This is a genomic window from Xylophilus rhododendri (genome assembly GCF_009906855.1).
In the GTDB taxonomy this organism is placed as follows: Bacteria; Pseudomonadota; Gammaproteobacteria; order Burkholderiales; family Burkholderiaceae_C; genus Xylophilus; species Xylophilus rhododendri.
In genome coordinates this window covers 4,190,163-4,204,271 of sequence record NZ_CP047650.1, presented here as the reverse complement: position 1 = coordinate 4,204,271, position 14,109 = coordinate 4,190,163, and the positions used below count along the sequence as shown (strand labels likewise).

Here is a 14,109-nt window from a genome sequence, read left to right as displayed (position 1 = left end):
GTCAGCCGACACTTCTTTTTCTCGCTTTATCTGACGCGCACCGTCAACGCGCGGTCCGCGCCGCACGTTGATCCTCCTGCCATGCCGGCAGGCTTGTGCCGGAGTCACCCGAGGAGAAAGAAATGTTCAAGAAGATCATCGCCGTATTCCTGATGCTGGCCAGCAGCCTGGCCTTCGCCGCAGCCGACGCCAACAAGGCGACCGCGGCCGAACTCGACGGCATCAGCGGCATAGGCCCGGCCACGTCCAAGCTCATCCTCGACGCGCGCGCCAGCGGCGCCTTCAAGAACTGGGATGACTTCATCGCCCGCGTCAAGGGCGTCGGCGACAGCCGCGCCGCCAAGCTGTCGGCGGCAGGCCTGACGATCGACGGCGCCAGCTACACCCCCGGCACCACCGCCACCAAGCCGGTCGGCGAGAAGGTCAAGGACGGCGCCAAGGCCGCCGTCGAGAAGACCAAGGAACTCGGCCGCGAAGCCAAGGACAAGGTCACCGGCAAGTAATCACGTATCCGCCAGGTCGATGTGGTCCGGCGCCAGCCCCTGCAGCTGACGCGCCCAGACGGCCTCGAAGGCGGACTCCAGGCGCCGGGCGAAACGCCGCGTATCGAACAGCGGCATCGTCCGGCGTCCTGCTTCCAGCCTTTCGCGCAAGGCCCTGATTTCCTCCGGAGCCCGGGCCAGCGCCACGGCCTTCTGTTCATAGGCCTTCACCGAATCCACCACCATCTCCGGCAGGCCGGCGGCCTTCAGCAGGCTGGCCGCCACACGCGAGGCGAAGCTGGCCCCCGGCACCGTCAGCACGGCAAGCCCTGCCCAGAGCGCATCGCTGCAGGTGGTGTGGGCATTGAAATGGAAGGTGTCGAGGAACAGGTCCGCGTGGGCATGGCGGGCCAGGTGGCGGTCCAGCGGCAGGGCCTCGGCCCAGACGATGCGCCCGGCCTCCAGCCCGCGCGACACGGCCTCGGCCTCCAGGGCCCGGCATGCCGGCTGCGGGCCGGCCAGCAGCCAGAGCACGCTGCCCGGCACCTGGCGCAGCACCCGCACCCAGCTGTCGAGCAGGTCGGGCGTGATCTTCACCAGGCCGTTGAAGCAGGCGAACACGAAACCCTGCTCGGGCAGGCCCCAGTCGGCGCGGCTGGATGACGCTGCGGCGATGGGCTTGCGGTCGTCATTGGCCTGGTAGCTGTCGGGCAGGGTGAGGATCTTCTCGCTGTAGTGAACCCGGTCCTGCTCGGTGACCAGGGTGGCGTCCGCCACCAGATAGTCCATGAAGCCGCTGCCCATGGTGCAGGCGAAGCCCATGTAGGACAGTTGCAGCGGCGCGGCGCGCTGCGCGAAGATGCGCGGCCGGCAGCCTTCGGTGAAACCCATCAGGTCGATGGCGATGGCGATGCCGTGTTCGCGCGCCAGGGCGGCGGCCTCGGCGTCGGAGCGGTCGGCGACTTCCACGAAGTGATCCACCGCGGCCCGGATACGTTGGCGCATCGCCGTCTCGGGCCGCCTGGCGAGCGAGAACGCGAAGACCTCGAAGCGCTGGCGGTCGTGCTGTTCCAGCAGACCGGCGATCAGCTGCGACGTCGGGTGGTCGCCGAAGTCCGCGGAAAAATAGGCGATGCGCAGGCGTGGCCCCAGGATCGCCGGCGGCATGGTCGCCGTCCAGGCCGAGGCCGGCACCGGCGGGCAAAGGTCGAGCGAGAAGACGGTCGCGGCACGCAGCAGCTGCGCCGGACTGGCCGGCGTGGCCAGCAGCGCGAAGGGCGCGGCGGCGCGCTGTCCCGCATCAACGGCCTGCAGCACGGCGTCGAGCCGCTGTCTCCAGTCCGACCAGTCGCACAGGCGCATCGAACCCAGCAGCAGCTGGCCCGGCAGATAGTCGGTGCCAGGTGCGACCCGGGCCAGCGCGCGATAGGCAGCCAGGGCCTCGGCATGGCGGCCGGCGCGGGTCAGGGCGATCGCCTTGCCCTTGCAGGCAATGGCATCGCCCGGCGCAAACGCGAGGGCCCGGTCGAAGCTCTGCAGCGCCTCGGGCAGGCGGTGCAGTTCCGAGAGGGTCTGGCCCAGGCCGGTCCAGGCCGGCGCCCAGCGCGGCTCGATGGCGATGGCCGCCTGGCCGTGGCGCAGCGCCTCCTCATGGCGGCGCAGCGCGGCCAGGCAGCTGGCCAGATTGGTCTGGAGTTCGTGCGATCGCGGCTGCAGGCGCTCGGCGCGCAGAAAGCAGTCGAGGGCTTTCTGCTCCTCACCCAAAGCGCTGTGCGAGACACCCAGCTCGTGCCAGGCCTCGAAGAACTCGCCACCCAGTTCCATGCTGCGCGCCAGGGGCGCCAGCGCCTCGGCGGCCCGGCCCTGCTGCAGCAGCACCCGGCCCAGATAGAAGCAGGCCTCGGCCGAGCAGCCCGGCAGGGCCTGCGCCTGCCGCAGCAGGGACTCGCATTCGGCCAGCCGCCCCTGGTTGCCCGCCAGATAGGCCAGCAGCTCATAGGCCTTGGACACCCTGGCATCCCGCGCCAGGATCTGCCGCAGCGCGGCGGCCGCGGCCACATGCCGGCCTGCCTGGAACAGCTGCGTTGCCAGGGCCAGTTCACGTGTGGTGGAAGGGCTCATGGGCGCAGGATGCTAGGCGCCGCTTGTGTCACGCCGATGCTGCGGCAGCCCTCTTTTTGTTTCACGCTGGTAGAGACCAGGCGTCATGATCGACGGGATGGCGCCCAACTCCTTTTCATCGCTGCTCCGGCCCGGCGCATGCTGCTGACCGCACTCCTGGTCCTGCCCTTTCTCGGCAGCCTGGCGGCGGCCCTGCTGCCGACCCGCGCCCGCAATACCGGCGCCCTGCTGGCGGGCGCGATCGCGCTGGTGGGCACCGGCCTCACCGTGTCGACCTTTCCCGCGCTGCTGCAGGCCGTGGGCAGCACCGCCCTGCAAACTCGCATCGACTGGATGCCCAGCATCGGCCTGAGCTTTTCCCTGCGCCTGGACGGCATGGCCTGGCTGTTCTGCCTGCTGATCTACGCCATGGGCGCGCTGGTCGCCCTGTATGCCCGCTACTACCTCTCGCCCAAGGATCCGGTGCCGCGTTTCTACGCCTTCATGCTGGCCTTCATGGGCTCGATGGTGGGCGTGGTGCTGGCCGGCCACCTGGTGGTGCTGGCCTTCTTCTGGGAGCTGACCAGCTTCTTCTCCTTCCTGCTGATCGGCTACTGGTACCACCGGCGCGATGCCCGCTGCGGCGCCCGCAACGCCCTGTTGGTGACCGGCACCGGCGGGCTATGCCTGCTGGCCGGCCTGCTGCTGATGGGCCATATCGCCGGCGGCTACGACATGGACACGGTGCTGGCCGCCGGCGACCGCCTGCGCGCCCATCCGCTGTACCTGCCGATGCTGGTGCTGGTGCTGCTGGGCGCGCTGACCAAGAGCGCCCAGTTCCCCTTCCACTTCTGGCTGCCGCAGGCCATGGCCGCGCCCACGCCCGTGTCGGCCTACCTGCATTCGGCCACGCTGGTGAAGGCCGGCGTGTTCCTGCTGGCGCGTTTCTGGCCGGTGCTCTCGGGCACCGACGCCTGGTTCTGGATGGTGGGCGGCGCCGGCCTGGCCACGCTGCTGATCGGCGCCTGGGCCGCGCTGTTCCAGAACGACCTGAAGGGGCTGCTGGCCTATTCCACGTTGTCGCACCTGGGGCTGATCACCCTGCTCTTCGGGCTCAACAGCAATACCGCGGCGGTGGCGGGCGTGTTCCACATCCTCAACCACGCCACCTTCAAGGCCTCGCTCTTCATGGCCGCCGGCATCGTGGACCACGAGAGCGGCACCCGCGACATCCGCAAGCTTTCTGGCCTGTGGCGGCTGATGCCGATCACCGGAACCCTGGCCATCGTGGCGAGTGCGTCGATGGCCGGCGTGCCGCTGCTCAACGGCTTTTTGTCCAAGGAAATGTTCTTCGCCGAGACCACCTTCGTCACTGCCACGCCCTGGGTGGAGTGGCTGCTGCCGGTGGCCGCCACGCTGGCCGGGGCGCTGAGCGTGGCCTATGCGCTGCGTTTCGTCTTCGATGTGTTCTTCGGCCCGAAGGCGGCCTTGAAGTCGCCGAAGACACCGCACGAGCCGGTGCGCTGGATGCGCCTGCCGATCGAGCTGCTGGTGCTGGCCTGCCTGGTGGTGGGTGTGGCGCCGCAGGGCTCCATCGGCCACATCCTCGACGTCGCCGCGCGGCCGGTGCTGGGCGGCGAGGTGCCGGAATACAGCCTGGCGATCTGGCACGGCTTCAATCTGCCCTTGATGATGAGCCTGGCGGCCTTCGCTGGCGGCATCGCGCTGTACTTCCTGCGGCCCTGGCTGGCCCATGGCGCATCGGACCATGTGCCCATCATCGGCCGGCTCAGCGGCCAGCGCGCCCTGCACTGGCTGCTGGTGCAGCTGGCCCGCAAATCGCGCGACCTGCGCCTGCTGCTCGACACCCACCGGCTCCAGCCGCAGCTGCGCTGGCTGCTCGGCGCCGCGCTCATCGGCGGCACCTGGGCCATGTCCACCTACCTGCCCGCCGGCCCGGCGCGCGCCACGCTGCCGGTGGACCCGGCCTTCGCCCTGCTCTGGACCATCGGCGGCATCTGCGCCATCGGCACCGCCTGGGCGGCGCGGCGGCGCCGGCTGGCCGCCCTCACCCTGTCGGGCGGCACTGGCCTGTGCTGCTGCCTGACCTTCGTCTGGTGCTCCGCGCCCGACCTGGCCCTGACCCAGCTCACCGTCGAGATCGCCACCACCGTGCTGCTGCTGCTGGCCCTGCGCTGGCTGCCGCGCCCGCCGGCCCGGCCGATCGAGATGCATGCCGGCCGCCAGCTGCGCCGCCTGCGCGATTTGCTGTTGGCGCTCGGCATAGGCGCCGGCCTGTCGGCCCTGGCCTGGTGGACCATGACCCGGCCGCTGACCCACAGCGTCTCGGACTTCTACCTGAAGAACAGCCAGTCCGAGGCCGGTGGCGCCAATGTGGTCAATGTGATGCTGGTGGACTTCCGCGGCTTCGACACCTTCGGCGAATCGGTGGTGCTGGCCATCGTGGCGCTCACCGTCTATGCCCTGCTGCGGCGCTTCCGCCCGGCGCGCGCGGCCCTGGCGCTGCCGGCCCAGCAACGCGAGCTGCCCGAAACCAGCACCGACCTGGTCAACCCGCGCCATGTGCACGACACCGCCGTCGGCTATCTCACCATCCCCGCCGTGCTGGTGCGCCTGCTGCTGCCGCTGGCCGCGGCCGTCGCGGCCTGGCTCTTCCTGCGCGGCCATAACGCGCCGGGCGGCGGCTTCGTGGCCGCGCTGGTACTGGCCATCGCCATCCTGCTGCAATACCTGGTGTCGGGCACGCAGTGGGTGGATGCGCGGGTCGGCCTGCGGCCGCGCCGCTGGATCGCCACCGGCATGCTCCTGCTGCTGGCCACCGGCGCCGGCGCCTGGGTCTGGGGCTATCCCTTCCTCACCAGCCACACGGTGCACCTGCCCTGGCCGGGCCCGGACGGCGTGCACCTGCCCAGCGCCTTCTTCTTCGACCTGGGAGTGTTCGCGGTGGTGGTCGGCACCACGCTGATGATGCTCACCTCCGTCGCCCACCAGTCGGTGCGCGCCCACCGCGCCTCGGCGCGCGGCGGCGAGGAAGACAAACCCCGCCGCCACGGCCAGGCCGCCGAGGCCGCGACCGCCGCGCAAGGAAACGACTGATGGAAGCCATCCTCGCCATCGCCATCGGCGTGGTCGCCTCCACCGGCGTCTGGCTGCTGCTGCGCGGCCGCAGCTTCCAGGTGGTGGTGGGACTGGCGCTGCTGTCCTATGCGGTCAACCTGTTCATCTTCGCCACCGGCCGGCTCAGCGTGGACCGCGAGCCGGTGCTGCTCGGCCCCCTGGGCGGCTCGCTGCAGCACTACGACGATCCGCTGCCGCAGGCCCTTGTGCTGACCGCCATCGTCATCGGCTTCGCCATGACCGCCCTGCTGCTGGTGGTGACCATGGCGCTGCGCGGCCTGTCGGGCAACGACCATGTGGACGGCATCCATGCCCCGCCCGGCCCGCGCGACGAATCGCCGGCCGACACCGGCGCCAACGACAGCCCCAACGACAGCGCCGAGGATGCCGAGAGCGCCGACGCCGCCCGCCAGGGCACCATCGCCATGCCCTGTGGCGACGCCGAGGACGCCGACGAAGACCCGCCCGCCCCCGGAGGCCGCGCATGAGCCCGCAGCACCTGGTGGTCGCCCCCGTCCTGCTGCCCATGCTGGCCGCCGCCCTGATGCTGCTGGGCGGCACCGGCCGCTACCGGCTGCAGGCCTGGCTGGGCATCGCCGCCACCGGCCTGGGGCTGATCCTGTCGGTGTTCTTGCTGCTGCGGGTGGGCGCGGGCGGTGCCGACGGCAGCCCGGCCGTGTACCTCGCCGGCAACTGGAAGGCGCCCTTCGGCATCGTGCTGGTGGCCGACCGGCTGTCGGCTTTCATGCTGGTGCTGATGCATGCGGTGGCGCTGGCCGGCCTGGTGTTCTCCACCGCGCGCTGGCAGCGGGTGGGCGTGCATTTCCATCCGCTGTTCCAGCTGCAGGTGATGGGCCTGGCCGGCGCCTTCCTCACCGGCGACCTGTTCAACCTCTTCGTCTTCTTCGAGATCTTGCTGGCCGCCTCCTATGGCCTGCTGCTGCACGGCTCGGGCGGCGCGCGGGTGCAGGCCGGCATGCATTACGTGGCGCTCAATCTGGCGGCCTCGTCGCTGTTCCTGGTGGGCGCGGCCCTGGTCTACGGCAGCACCGGCACCCTCAACATGGCCGACCTGGCGCAACGCATTCCGCGCCTGCTGCCCGGCGACGCGGCGCTGGCACGCACCGGCGCGGCGCTGCTGGCCGTGACCTTCCTGACCAAGGCCGCAGCCTGGCCGCTCAACTTCTGGCTGGTGCGTGCCTATGCGGCCGCCACGCCGCCCTCGGCCGCGCTGTTCGCGGTGATGAGCAAGGTGGGCCTGTATGCGCTGCTGCGCCTAGGCACCCTGTGTTTTCCGGGCTCGGACGGCCACGACGCGCTGATCGCCATGGGCCTGGGCACCATCGTCTTCGGCATCGCCGGCCTGCTGGCCTCGCAGCGACTGGCCTATCTGGCGGGCTATGCGCTGCTGGTGTCATCCGGCACGGTGCTCTCGGCCATCGGCCTGGAGGCGCCGCGCCTGACCGGCGCCGCCCTCTACTACCTGGCCAGTTCCACTCTCGCGGCCAGCGCCTTCCTGCTGCTGACCGACCTGATCGAGCGCTGGCGCAACGGCGGCGCGGCCTTTCCCGCCCACCAGCAGGCCAGCCAGGCGCCCTTCCTGGGCCGTGACCTCAAGCCGCTGGAAGGCATAGACATCGACGAGCCTCAGGAGCAACCCACCGGCCGCGCCCTGCCCGGCGCCATCGCCGCCCTGGGCATGGCCTTCCTGCTGTGCGCCCTGGTGCTGGCCGGACTGCCGCCGCTGTCGGGCTTCACCGCCAAGGTGGCGCTGCTGACCGGCCTGTTCAATCCGCTGGGCCTGGGCCATGGCGTGACCGACGTGGCGGTGCTGCAAGGCGGATCCAACACACCCGGCGCGGCCGGCTGGCTGTTCGCCACGCTGCTGCTGGCCACCGGCCTGGCCTGCCTGGTGGGTTTCGGCCGCGCCGGCATGCGGCATTTCTGGACCGCGCGCGAGCGCGGCGTGCCGCGGCTGCGGCTGGTGGAATGCGCGCCGGTGGCACTGCTGCTGGCCGGCTGCGTGGGCCTGACGGTGTTCGGCGGCCCGGTGCTGGCCTATCTGGAACAGACCGCCGCCACGCTGCAGAAGCCGCAGGTCTATGTGCAGGCCGTCATGCGCACCCGCGCCGTGGTTCCGACGGAGGCCGCGCCATGAGGAAGCTGCTGCCCGCGCCCCTGCTCTCGCTCGCCCTGGCCCTGCTCTGGCTGGTGCTGTGGGACGAACACGGCCCGGTCGTCTGGCTGGGCGCCATCGCCGTCGGCCTGGCCGTGCCAGTGCTCACCGCCGGGCTGCGTCCTTCGCGCCCGCATGCGCGGCGGCCGCTGCTGGCGCTGGCGCTGCTGTGGCGGGTCACGGTCGATGCCACCCGCTCCTGCCTGGAAGTCGCCTGGCTGCTGCTGACCCGCCGCGCCGGCGACATCCCCTCCGGCTTCCTGCGTGTGCCGCTGCTGCTGCAGGACAGCCACGCCCTGGCCACCCTGGCCGTCATCGTCTCGGCCGTGCCCGGCACCGCGCTGGCGGAGCTCGCGGCCGACCGCAGCGCGCTGCTGCTGCATGTGTTCGACACCCGCGACAACGAACGCCTGCTGGCCCATATCCGCCTCCATTACGAACAACCCCTGCGGGAGATCTTCGAGACATGAACTCCGTTCTTGCCTGCGCCCTCTGGCTGGGCCCCCTGATGCTGCTGCTGGCCATGGCCTGCGCCCTGCTGCGGCTGCTGCTGGGCCCGCTGGCCGAGGACCGCATCCTGGCGCTGGATGCGCTCTACACCGCCTCGGTGCTGCTGGTGCTGGTGCTGGGGCTGCGTGCCAACGGCGGCGGCGCGTACTTCGAGGTGGCGCTGCTGATCGCGCTGCTGGGCTTCGCGTCTTCCAGTGCCATGGCCAAGTTCGTGCTGCGCGGGGAGGTGGTGGAATGAGCGCTGTCGCCGACCTGCCCGCCTGGGTGCAGGCCCTGTGCGGGATGCTGATCCTGCTGGGTTCGGCACTGGCGCTGGTGGGCGCTTTGGGCGTACTGCGGATGCCGAGCTTCTTTCAGCGGGTGCATGCGACCACGCTGGCCAGCACGCTGGGGGCCTGGTCGGTGGCCATTGCCGCCGCGCTGTTCTTCTCCTTTGGCGAGAAGCGCCTGGCCTTGCATCCACTGCTGGTGCCTGCGCTGCTGGCCCTGACCGTGCCGGTCAGCACCTTCTTCCTGATGCGTGCGGCGGTGTTTCGCCATCGACGGGCGGGTACTGCGGGGGTGCCGCCGCCGCTGGCTTCACAGGGCGATTCTTCTTCCGCTCCTTGAGGTGGGGGAGCGGCGTTTGCCAGTGCGGTTAGTTGGGGTTGTCTCCTCTGCGGAGGGCCCCCCGAAAATCAGAGCAAGGAAGCCCGAATAGGCTCCCCGGCCGCAACCCGCACATCCCCACAGTGCGCCCGATGCCGCAACGCATGGTCGATCAGCACCAGCGCCAGCAGCGACTCGACGATAGGGGTGGCCCGGATCCCCACACAGGGATCGTGCCGCCCCTTGGTCACCACATCCACCGGATTCCCATGCACGTCGATCGACTCCCGCGGACTGATGATGGAGCTGGTCGGCTTGATGGCGATCGACACCTCGATATCCTGCCCCGTGCTGATCCCCCCAGCACCCCGCCGGCATTGTTGGAAGCGAACCCCGAAGGACGCAGCGAATCGCCATGCACCGTGCCACGCTGGGACACACTGGCGAACCCGGCCCCGATCTCCACGCCCTTGACGGCATTGAGCCCCATCATCGCGTAGGCGATATCGGCATCGAGCTTGTCGTAGAGCGGCTCGCCCCAGCCCACCGGCACGCCCTGCGCCACCACCCGCAAGCGAGCCCCGCAGGAGTCGCCTGCCTTGCGCAAGGCATCCATGTAGTCCTCCAGCGCCGACACATCGGCCACCGGCGCATAGAAGGGATTGTTCGGCACATGCGCCCAGTCCTCGAAGCCGATCGGCAGCTCGCCGATCTGCGTCATGCAGCCGCGCAGCGAAATGCCATGGTGCTCGGCCAGCCACTTGCGGGCCACGGCGCCAGCAGCCACGGTGGGCGCGGTCAGCCGGGCCGAGGAACGCCCGCCGCCGCGCGGATCGCGGATGCCGAACTTGTGCCAGTAGGTGTAGTCGGCGTGGCCGGGCCGGAAGGTCTCGGCGATGGCCGAATAGTCCTTGCTGCGCTGGTCGGCATTGCGGATCAGCAGGGCGATCGGCGTGCCGGTGGTGCGGCCCTGGTAGACGCCGGAGAGGATCTCCACCGCGTCCGGCTCGTTGCGCTGGGTGACATGCCGGCTGGTGCCGGGCCGGCGGCGGTCGAGTTCGACCTGGATGTCGGCCTCCGACAGTTCCATGCCGGGTGGGCAGCCGTCGATCACGCAACCGATGGCAGGGCCGTGGGATTCACCGAAGTTGGTGACCGCGAAGAGTTTTCCGAAGGTATTGCCGCTCATATGGGCGGCGATTATCCCAGCGCCGCCTGCGTGGCGCTTCGCCGCGGTCTTGCGACCGGCCGTGGATGCGGCCCCGGCCGGTTCGCGCGCGGCCGCAGCGCTTCGCTGGCACGCCTCGCACAGGGCCTGCCGCGGCCAAGATGCCGCGTCATCAATGGAGCAAAGCCATGCCTGCCCTGCAAGCCTTCCAGCCGTCCATCGCGATGCCATCCACCTGGACATCGCCCGCGCACCTGACTTCCGGCAGTGCGCCCTACCGGCCCGCCGTGCCGCTCGGCGAGCGTGAATTGCCGCCGGGAATCGCCGCCCTGCTAGAGGACGGCGAGAAGGATCACCAGACCGAAGACCCTGCACCGGCCAGGCGCACACGCCGCGGCCCGCTGCGGCCTGCCAAGGTCATTCCGCCCTCCGGCAAGCTCGCGCTGAGCAAGTGCCTGACGGTGGCCAGCGCGCTGCAGGGCTACGGCTTCTCCAGGTGGCAGGCTCGGCGCGACAGCCGCTTCGATCGCCGGATAGCGGGAAAACTCCTGGTGGAGGCGCTGACAGCCCTCGGCGGCGAAAACACCGAATACGGTTCGGAATTCATGCGGCGCTGCGCCATGATCGACGAATTCATCGACCAGCTGGAAATGGCGCGTGACGCCATGCTCTGGAAATACCCGAAGCAGCATGCGCTCCTGATCGAGGAGGAAGTCGGCAAGATGCTGCAATATTCCGTGCAGACGCTGGGCACCGGCTTCCAGATCCAGAAAGACATGGTGGGGCGGCTGGAGCGGGCCATCGTCTGCCGCATCGACCGCATCACCGGCAGCACCATGCGCAAGCTGTGGAGCTATATCCGGTGCTAGCGCGCAGGCAGCTCTCAGGTGGGCTGCTCTTCGTGGTCTTCCGGCCAGTCGCGGATGTAGGCCTTGAGCATCTTGTTCTCGAAGTTCTGGCTGTCCACCACCGCCTTGGCGACGTCGTAGAAGCTGATCACGCCGTCGAGGCGGCCGGCGTTGAGCACCGGCAGGTAGCGGGCATGCCGCTCCAGCATCATGCGGCGCACTTCGTCGAGTTCGGTCTCGGGGGTGCAGGTGAGCGGGGCGCGGTCCATGGCGCTGCGCACCAGCTTGCTGCCGACCGCATTGCCGTTGGCGACGATGGTCTGGATCACCTCGCGGAAGGTCAGCATGCCGACCAGGTCGCCGTGCTCCATCACCACCAGGGAGCCGATGTCGCGCTCGGCCATGGTTTCCACGGCGGTGGCCAGGGAATCGTCGGGCTCGACGGTGAAGAGGGTGCCGCCCTTCACACGAAGGATGTCGCTGACTTTCATGGGGGGTCTCCTGGCAGGATTTGGTCCGCGACTATAGCCGAGCGACACGCGTCTGCCGAGGGGGCACATCCCTGTCCCGCTTCGGCTGGACCGGCCGGATTTCGCGCCCTGGATGCCCGGCCGGGCATGCCGCGAAACGATGATCCGGCGCCGTCCACAGATCGAAGGAACACGCCGACATGCCGTTCGCCATCATTCCCGCCGCCGGCCCGGTGCGGCCGGCCCCACCGCCGCTGCCGCCAGCGCAGCCCGACACGCGGCGCCACCCCGGCATGCACCGAGACCTGGACGCCGTCGCCCGGCTGCCGGTGCCGCCCGGCCCTGACGGCCTGCCGCTGTGGGACCAGCCGGGCGCCGGCGCGGAGCCTTCGCGGGTACGAAATCGCAGGATCTCGCTGCGCCCCTGGTCCCCCAACCTCACCCCCCATTGGCGCATCGGCGAAAAGACCGCCGGCCAGTGGCTCGACGACTTCGGCCGTGTGCTGTGGCAGGTCCGGCTGCGCATGCAGCCGCGCCGGGGCGAGGCCAAGCGCATCTGGCGCAGGGCGGTGCGGCTGCTGGGCGGGCCGCGCACCCGGGCGGCCCAGCAGTTCATGTGGCGCGCCCGCATGATCGGCCGCTTCCAGCTCGGCCTGGCGCATTTCCAGCGGCAGGCCCTGAACCGTTTCGCCCGCGTCGATGGCGAGATCGTGCGCGAGCAGGTCGAGAAATTCCGGCTGGAGGCCCTGCGCGTGATGGCCGAGGGCCGCTATCCGCTGGACCCGTGGCGCGCCGGCCTGATGAAGACGATCGAATGCCAGATCGTCACCCGCACCTGCTACACCAAACCCTTCTACTGGCTGTGGGCCAAACTCTGGACCGCCTTCAAGTGCTGAGCCGGCTCCCAGGAGCCAGGGCTCCTAGACCAGGTCGGCCACCGACAGCCGGGCGATGCCGGTGCGCTCCCAGGTCGCCTGCGTGCCGGCGCCGCGCTCCAGCAGCAGCAGTTCGGCCAGCGGCCCGGCGGCGGTGGCGTGCAGGTCGGCCAGCAGCACCAGGCGCGGCGGCTGGCCGTCCCGGGCCTCGCGCAGCACGCCCACCCAGTCGAGGCCGACCAGGGTTTCGAGCACCGGCTCCAGCTGCAGCACATCGACCCGCAATGACTGGGCGATCTCGACCGCGTTGCGGCCGTGCAGCCCGGCGCGCTGCGAGGCATGCAGGTGCGCCAGCACCTCCAGCGCCAGCTGGAAACGCCACCCCGCGCCTTCGTGGCGCAGCACCGCGCCGCTCAGCAGGCCCGGCAGGTAGGCCACCGAGACGGCGCCCAGCAGCACGATGTTCCAGGCCACGTAGATCCACAGCAGCATGATCGGCATGCTGGCGAAGGCCCCATACACCACCGAGTAGGTCGGCACCGAGCCGATGTAGAGGCCCACGCCCTTCTTGGCGATCTCCAGGCAGGCGGCCACCGCCAGGCCGCCGCCCCAGGCATGCGACCAGCGCACCGGCTTGTTCGGCACGAAGTGGTAGAGGCCGGCGATGCCCGCGGCCAGCAGCAGCAGCTCGATGCTGCCCAGCACCAGGCGCACGCCGCCGGGCACCACGTCCACCACGTCGCGCGAGAAGGCGACCACCGCGCCGGTGGTCGCCAGGCTCACCGCCAGCACCAGCGGGCCGAAGGTGAGCGCGGCCCAGTAGATCAGCAGGCGCTGCGCCAGGCCGCGCGGCCGGCGCACCCGCCAGATGCGGTTGAGCGTGCGGTCTATGGTGAGGATCAGCGCCAGGGTGGTGATCACCAGCGCGCTCAGCCCGGCCGCGCCCAGGCGGCTGGCCTTGCTGGAGAACTGCGTCATGTAGCCCAGCACCTGCCGGGCGATGCCCTCGGGCACCAGGCTGGCGACCAGCCAGCGCTGCAGCTGGTCCTGCATCTGGCTGAAGATGGGGAAGGCGGTGAACACCGCCAGCGCCACCACGAAGAAGGGCACCAGGGCCAGCACGGTGGTGAAGGTGAGGCTGCCGGCGGTCAGCGCCAGCTGGTCCTCGCGGTAGCGTTGGCGCAGCAGCGAGGCGGCGGTGCGCCAGGGGAAGCGGGCCAGCGCGGCGGCGGCCTGCGCGCCGACCTGCGCCAGATGCGCAGAAGCCAGGCGCAGCCGATCCAGCGCTTGCGCGCCACGGCGGGTCTGCGTTGGCGGCATGGACATGGTCGCTATGATGCCACCGCGATGACGCCGCCCCTTACGCCGCCCCCCACACCGCCCTCCTCTTCCGTGCGCCTGACGCGCAGCCTCGCGGTGTTCAGCCTGCTCGGCCTGATCCTGCTGTGCCTGGCCTGGGAACTCTGGCTGGCGCCGCTGCGTCCGGGCGGCTCCTGGCTGGCGCTCAAGGCCCTGCCGCTGTGCCTGCCGCTGGCCGGCCTGCTCAAGCACCGCATGTACACCTACCGCTGGGTCAGCCTGCTGGTGTGGCTGTATTTCGCCGAGGGCACGGTGCGCGCCTGGGGCGATCCGGCGCCGGGCCACTGGCTGGCGCTGGCCGAGGTGGCGCTGTGCCTGCTGCTGTTCCTGGCCTGCGCCCTGCACGTGCGGACGCGCCTGCGCGCACCGCGCATCCAACACATATAGACAAGCCC

At 70.4% G+C, this 14,109-nt stretch carries 12 protein-coding genes and 2 pseudogenes; 10 read left to right on the top strand and 4 right to left on the bottom strand.

Annotated elements, in window-relative coordinates:
• Positions 1–122 precede the first annotated feature (122 nt).
• Positions 123–503, top strand: coding sequence for a ComEA family DNA-binding protein (locus tag GT347_RS19370; protein WP_160553759.1), 381 nt, complete (start codon positions 123–125; stop codon positions 501–503).
• Here GT347_RS19370 and GT347_RS19365 read toward each other — a convergent pair whose 3' ends face one another.
• Complete coding sequence (locus tag GT347_RS19365; RefSeq protein WP_160553758.1) at positions 504–2,603, bottom strand: O-linked N-acetylglucosamine transferase, SPINDLY family protein; 2,100 nt, start codon at positions 2,601–2,603, stop codon at positions 504–506.
• Between the two features lie 138 nt (positions 2,604–2,741).
• Here GT347_RS19365 and GT347_RS19360 point away from each other — a divergent pair, with 138 nt between their 5' ends.
• The 6 genes and pseudogenes from GT347_RS19360 to mnhG all read left to right on the top strand — a co-directional run bounded on the left by GT347_RS19360 (position 2,742) and on the right by mnhG (position 9,015).
• Entirely contained in the window at positions 2,742–5,699 is a 2,958-nt protein-coding gene (locus GT347_RS19360) for a monovalent cation/H+ antiporter subunit A (protein WP_160553757.1), read from the top strand.
• Positions 5,699–6,034, top strand: a pseudogene (locus tag GT347_RS27605) (Na+/H+ antiporter subunit C); the annotation flags it as partial. The gene GT347_RS19360 and the pseudogene GT347_RS27605, both read left to right, overlap by 1 nt.
• Positions 6,035–6,204: 170 nt before the next feature.
• Entirely contained in the window at positions 6,205–7,878 is a 1,674-nt protein-coding gene (locus GT347_RS19350) for a monovalent cation/H+ antiporter subunit D (RefSeq protein ID WP_160553755.1), read from the top strand.
• A complete protein-coding gene (locus GT347_RS19345) occupies positions 7,875–8,366 on the top strand; it encodes a Na+/H+ antiporter subunit E (RefSeq protein WP_160553754.1) in 492 nt (163 codons plus the stop codon). Before GT347_RS19350 ends, GT347_RS19345 begins: the two co-directional genes overlap by 4 nt.
• Complete coding sequence (locus tag GT347_RS19340; protein ID WP_160553753.1) at positions 8,363–8,644, top strand: K+/H+ antiporter subunit F; 282 nt, start codon at positions 8,363–8,365, stop codon at positions 8,642–8,644. Before GT347_RS19345 ends, GT347_RS19340 begins: the two co-directional genes overlap by 4 nt.
• Entirely contained in the window at positions 8,641–9,015 is a 375-nt protein-coding gene (gene mnhG, locus GT347_RS19335) for a monovalent cation/H(+) antiporter subunit G (RefSeq protein ID WP_160553752.1), read from the top strand. Before GT347_RS19340 ends, mnhG begins: the two co-directional genes overlap by 4 nt.
• Before the next feature lie 68 nt (positions 9,016–9,083).
• Here the strand turns inward: mnhG and aroC are convergent.
• Positions 9,084–10,183 (bottom strand): annotated as a pseudogene (gene aroC / locus GT347_RS19330) (chorismate synthase).
• Positions 10,184–10,350: 167 nt separating this feature from the next.
• On the opposite strand from aroC, the gene GT347_RS19325 reads away from it, so the two are divergent.
• A complete protein-coding gene (locus tag GT347_RS19325) occupies positions 10,351–11,031 on the top strand; it encodes a hypothetical protein (protein ID WP_160553751.1) in 681 nt (226 codons plus the stop codon).
• A gap of 14 nt (positions 11,032–11,045) precedes the next feature.
• Here the strand turns inward: GT347_RS19325 and GT347_RS19320 are convergent, their stop codons facing one another.
• The gene (locus tag GT347_RS19320; RefSeq protein ID WP_160553750.1) at positions 11,046–11,501 is read right to left on the bottom strand and encodes a CBS domain-containing protein; all 456 of its coding nucleotides are present in this window, start codon (positions 11,499–11,501) and stop codon (positions 11,046–11,048) included.
• 179 nt (positions 11,502–11,680) lie between these two features.
• Between GT347_RS19320 and GT347_RS19315 the strand changes: the two genes are divergently transcribed.
• Positions 11,681–12,376, top strand: a complete 696-nt coding sequence (locus GT347_RS19315; RefSeq protein ID WP_160553749.1) for a hypothetical protein — start codon at positions 11,681–11,683, stop codon at positions 12,374–12,376.
• A 24-nt stretch (positions 12,377–12,400) separates the two neighbouring features.
• Here the strand turns inward: GT347_RS19315 and GT347_RS19310 are convergent, their stop codons facing one another.
• Positions 12,401–13,675 (bottom strand): YihY family inner membrane protein, encoded by a 1,275-nt coding sequence (locus GT347_RS19310; protein ID WP_160555439.1) that lies wholly within the window; start codon positions 13,673–13,675, stop codon positions 12,401–12,403.
• Positions 13,676–13,702: 27 nt separating this feature from the next.
• Here GT347_RS19310 and GT347_RS19305 point away from each other — a divergent pair, with 27 nt between their 5' ends.
• On the top strand, positions 13,703–14,101 hold the full coding sequence (locus GT347_RS19305) for a DUF2069 domain-containing protein (protein ID WP_160553748.1): 399 nt from the start codon (positions 13,703–13,705) through the stop codon (positions 14,099–14,101).
• Positions 14,102–14,109: the final 8 nt, after the last annotated feature.

Coding starts and splice junctions, on each gene's coding strand:
- GT347_RS19370 (WP_160553759.1), top strand. CDS start 123: ATGTTCAAGAAGATCATCGCCGTATTCCTGATGCTGGCCAGCAGCCTG.
- GT347_RS19365 (WP_160553758.1), bottom strand. CDS start 2,603: ATGAGCCCTTCCACCACACGTGAACTGGCCCTGGCAACGCAGCTGTTC.
- GT347_RS19360 (WP_160553757.1), top strand. CDS start 2,742: ATGCTGCTGACCGCACTCCTGGTCCTGCCCTTTCTCGGCAGCCTGGCG.
- GT347_RS19350 (WP_160553755.1), top strand. CDS start 6,205: ATGAGCCCGCAGCACCTGGTGGTCGCCCCCGTCCTGCTGCCCATGCTG.
- GT347_RS19345 (WP_160553754.1), top strand. CDS start 7,875: ATGAGGAAGCTGCTGCCCGCGCCCCTGCTCTCGCTCGCCCTGGCCCTG.
- GT347_RS19340 (WP_160553753.1), top strand. CDS start 8,363: ATGAACTCCGTTCTTGCCTGCGCCCTCTGGCTGGGCCCCCTGATGCTG.
- mnhG (WP_160553752.1), top strand. CDS start 8,641: ATGAGCGCTGTCGCCGACCTGCCCGCCTGGGTGCAGGCCCTGTGCGGG.
- GT347_RS19325 (WP_160553751.1), top strand. CDS start 10,351: ATGCCTGCCCTGCAAGCCTTCCAGCCGTCCATCGCGATGCCATCCACC.
- GT347_RS19320 (WP_160553750.1), bottom strand. CDS start 11,501: ATGAAAGTCAGCGACATCCTTCGTGTGAAGGGCGGCACCCTCTTCACC.
- GT347_RS19315 (WP_160553749.1), top strand. CDS start 11,681: ATGCCGTTCGCCATCATTCCCGCCGCCGGCCCGGTGCGGCCGGCCCCA.
- GT347_RS19310 (WP_160555439.1), bottom strand. CDS start 13,675: ATGCCGCCAACGCAGACCCGCCGTGGCGCGCAAGCGCTGGATCGGCTG.
- GT347_RS19305 (WP_160553748.1), top strand. CDS start 13,703: ATGACGCCGCCCCTTACGCCGCCCCCCACACCGCCCTCCTCTTCCGTG.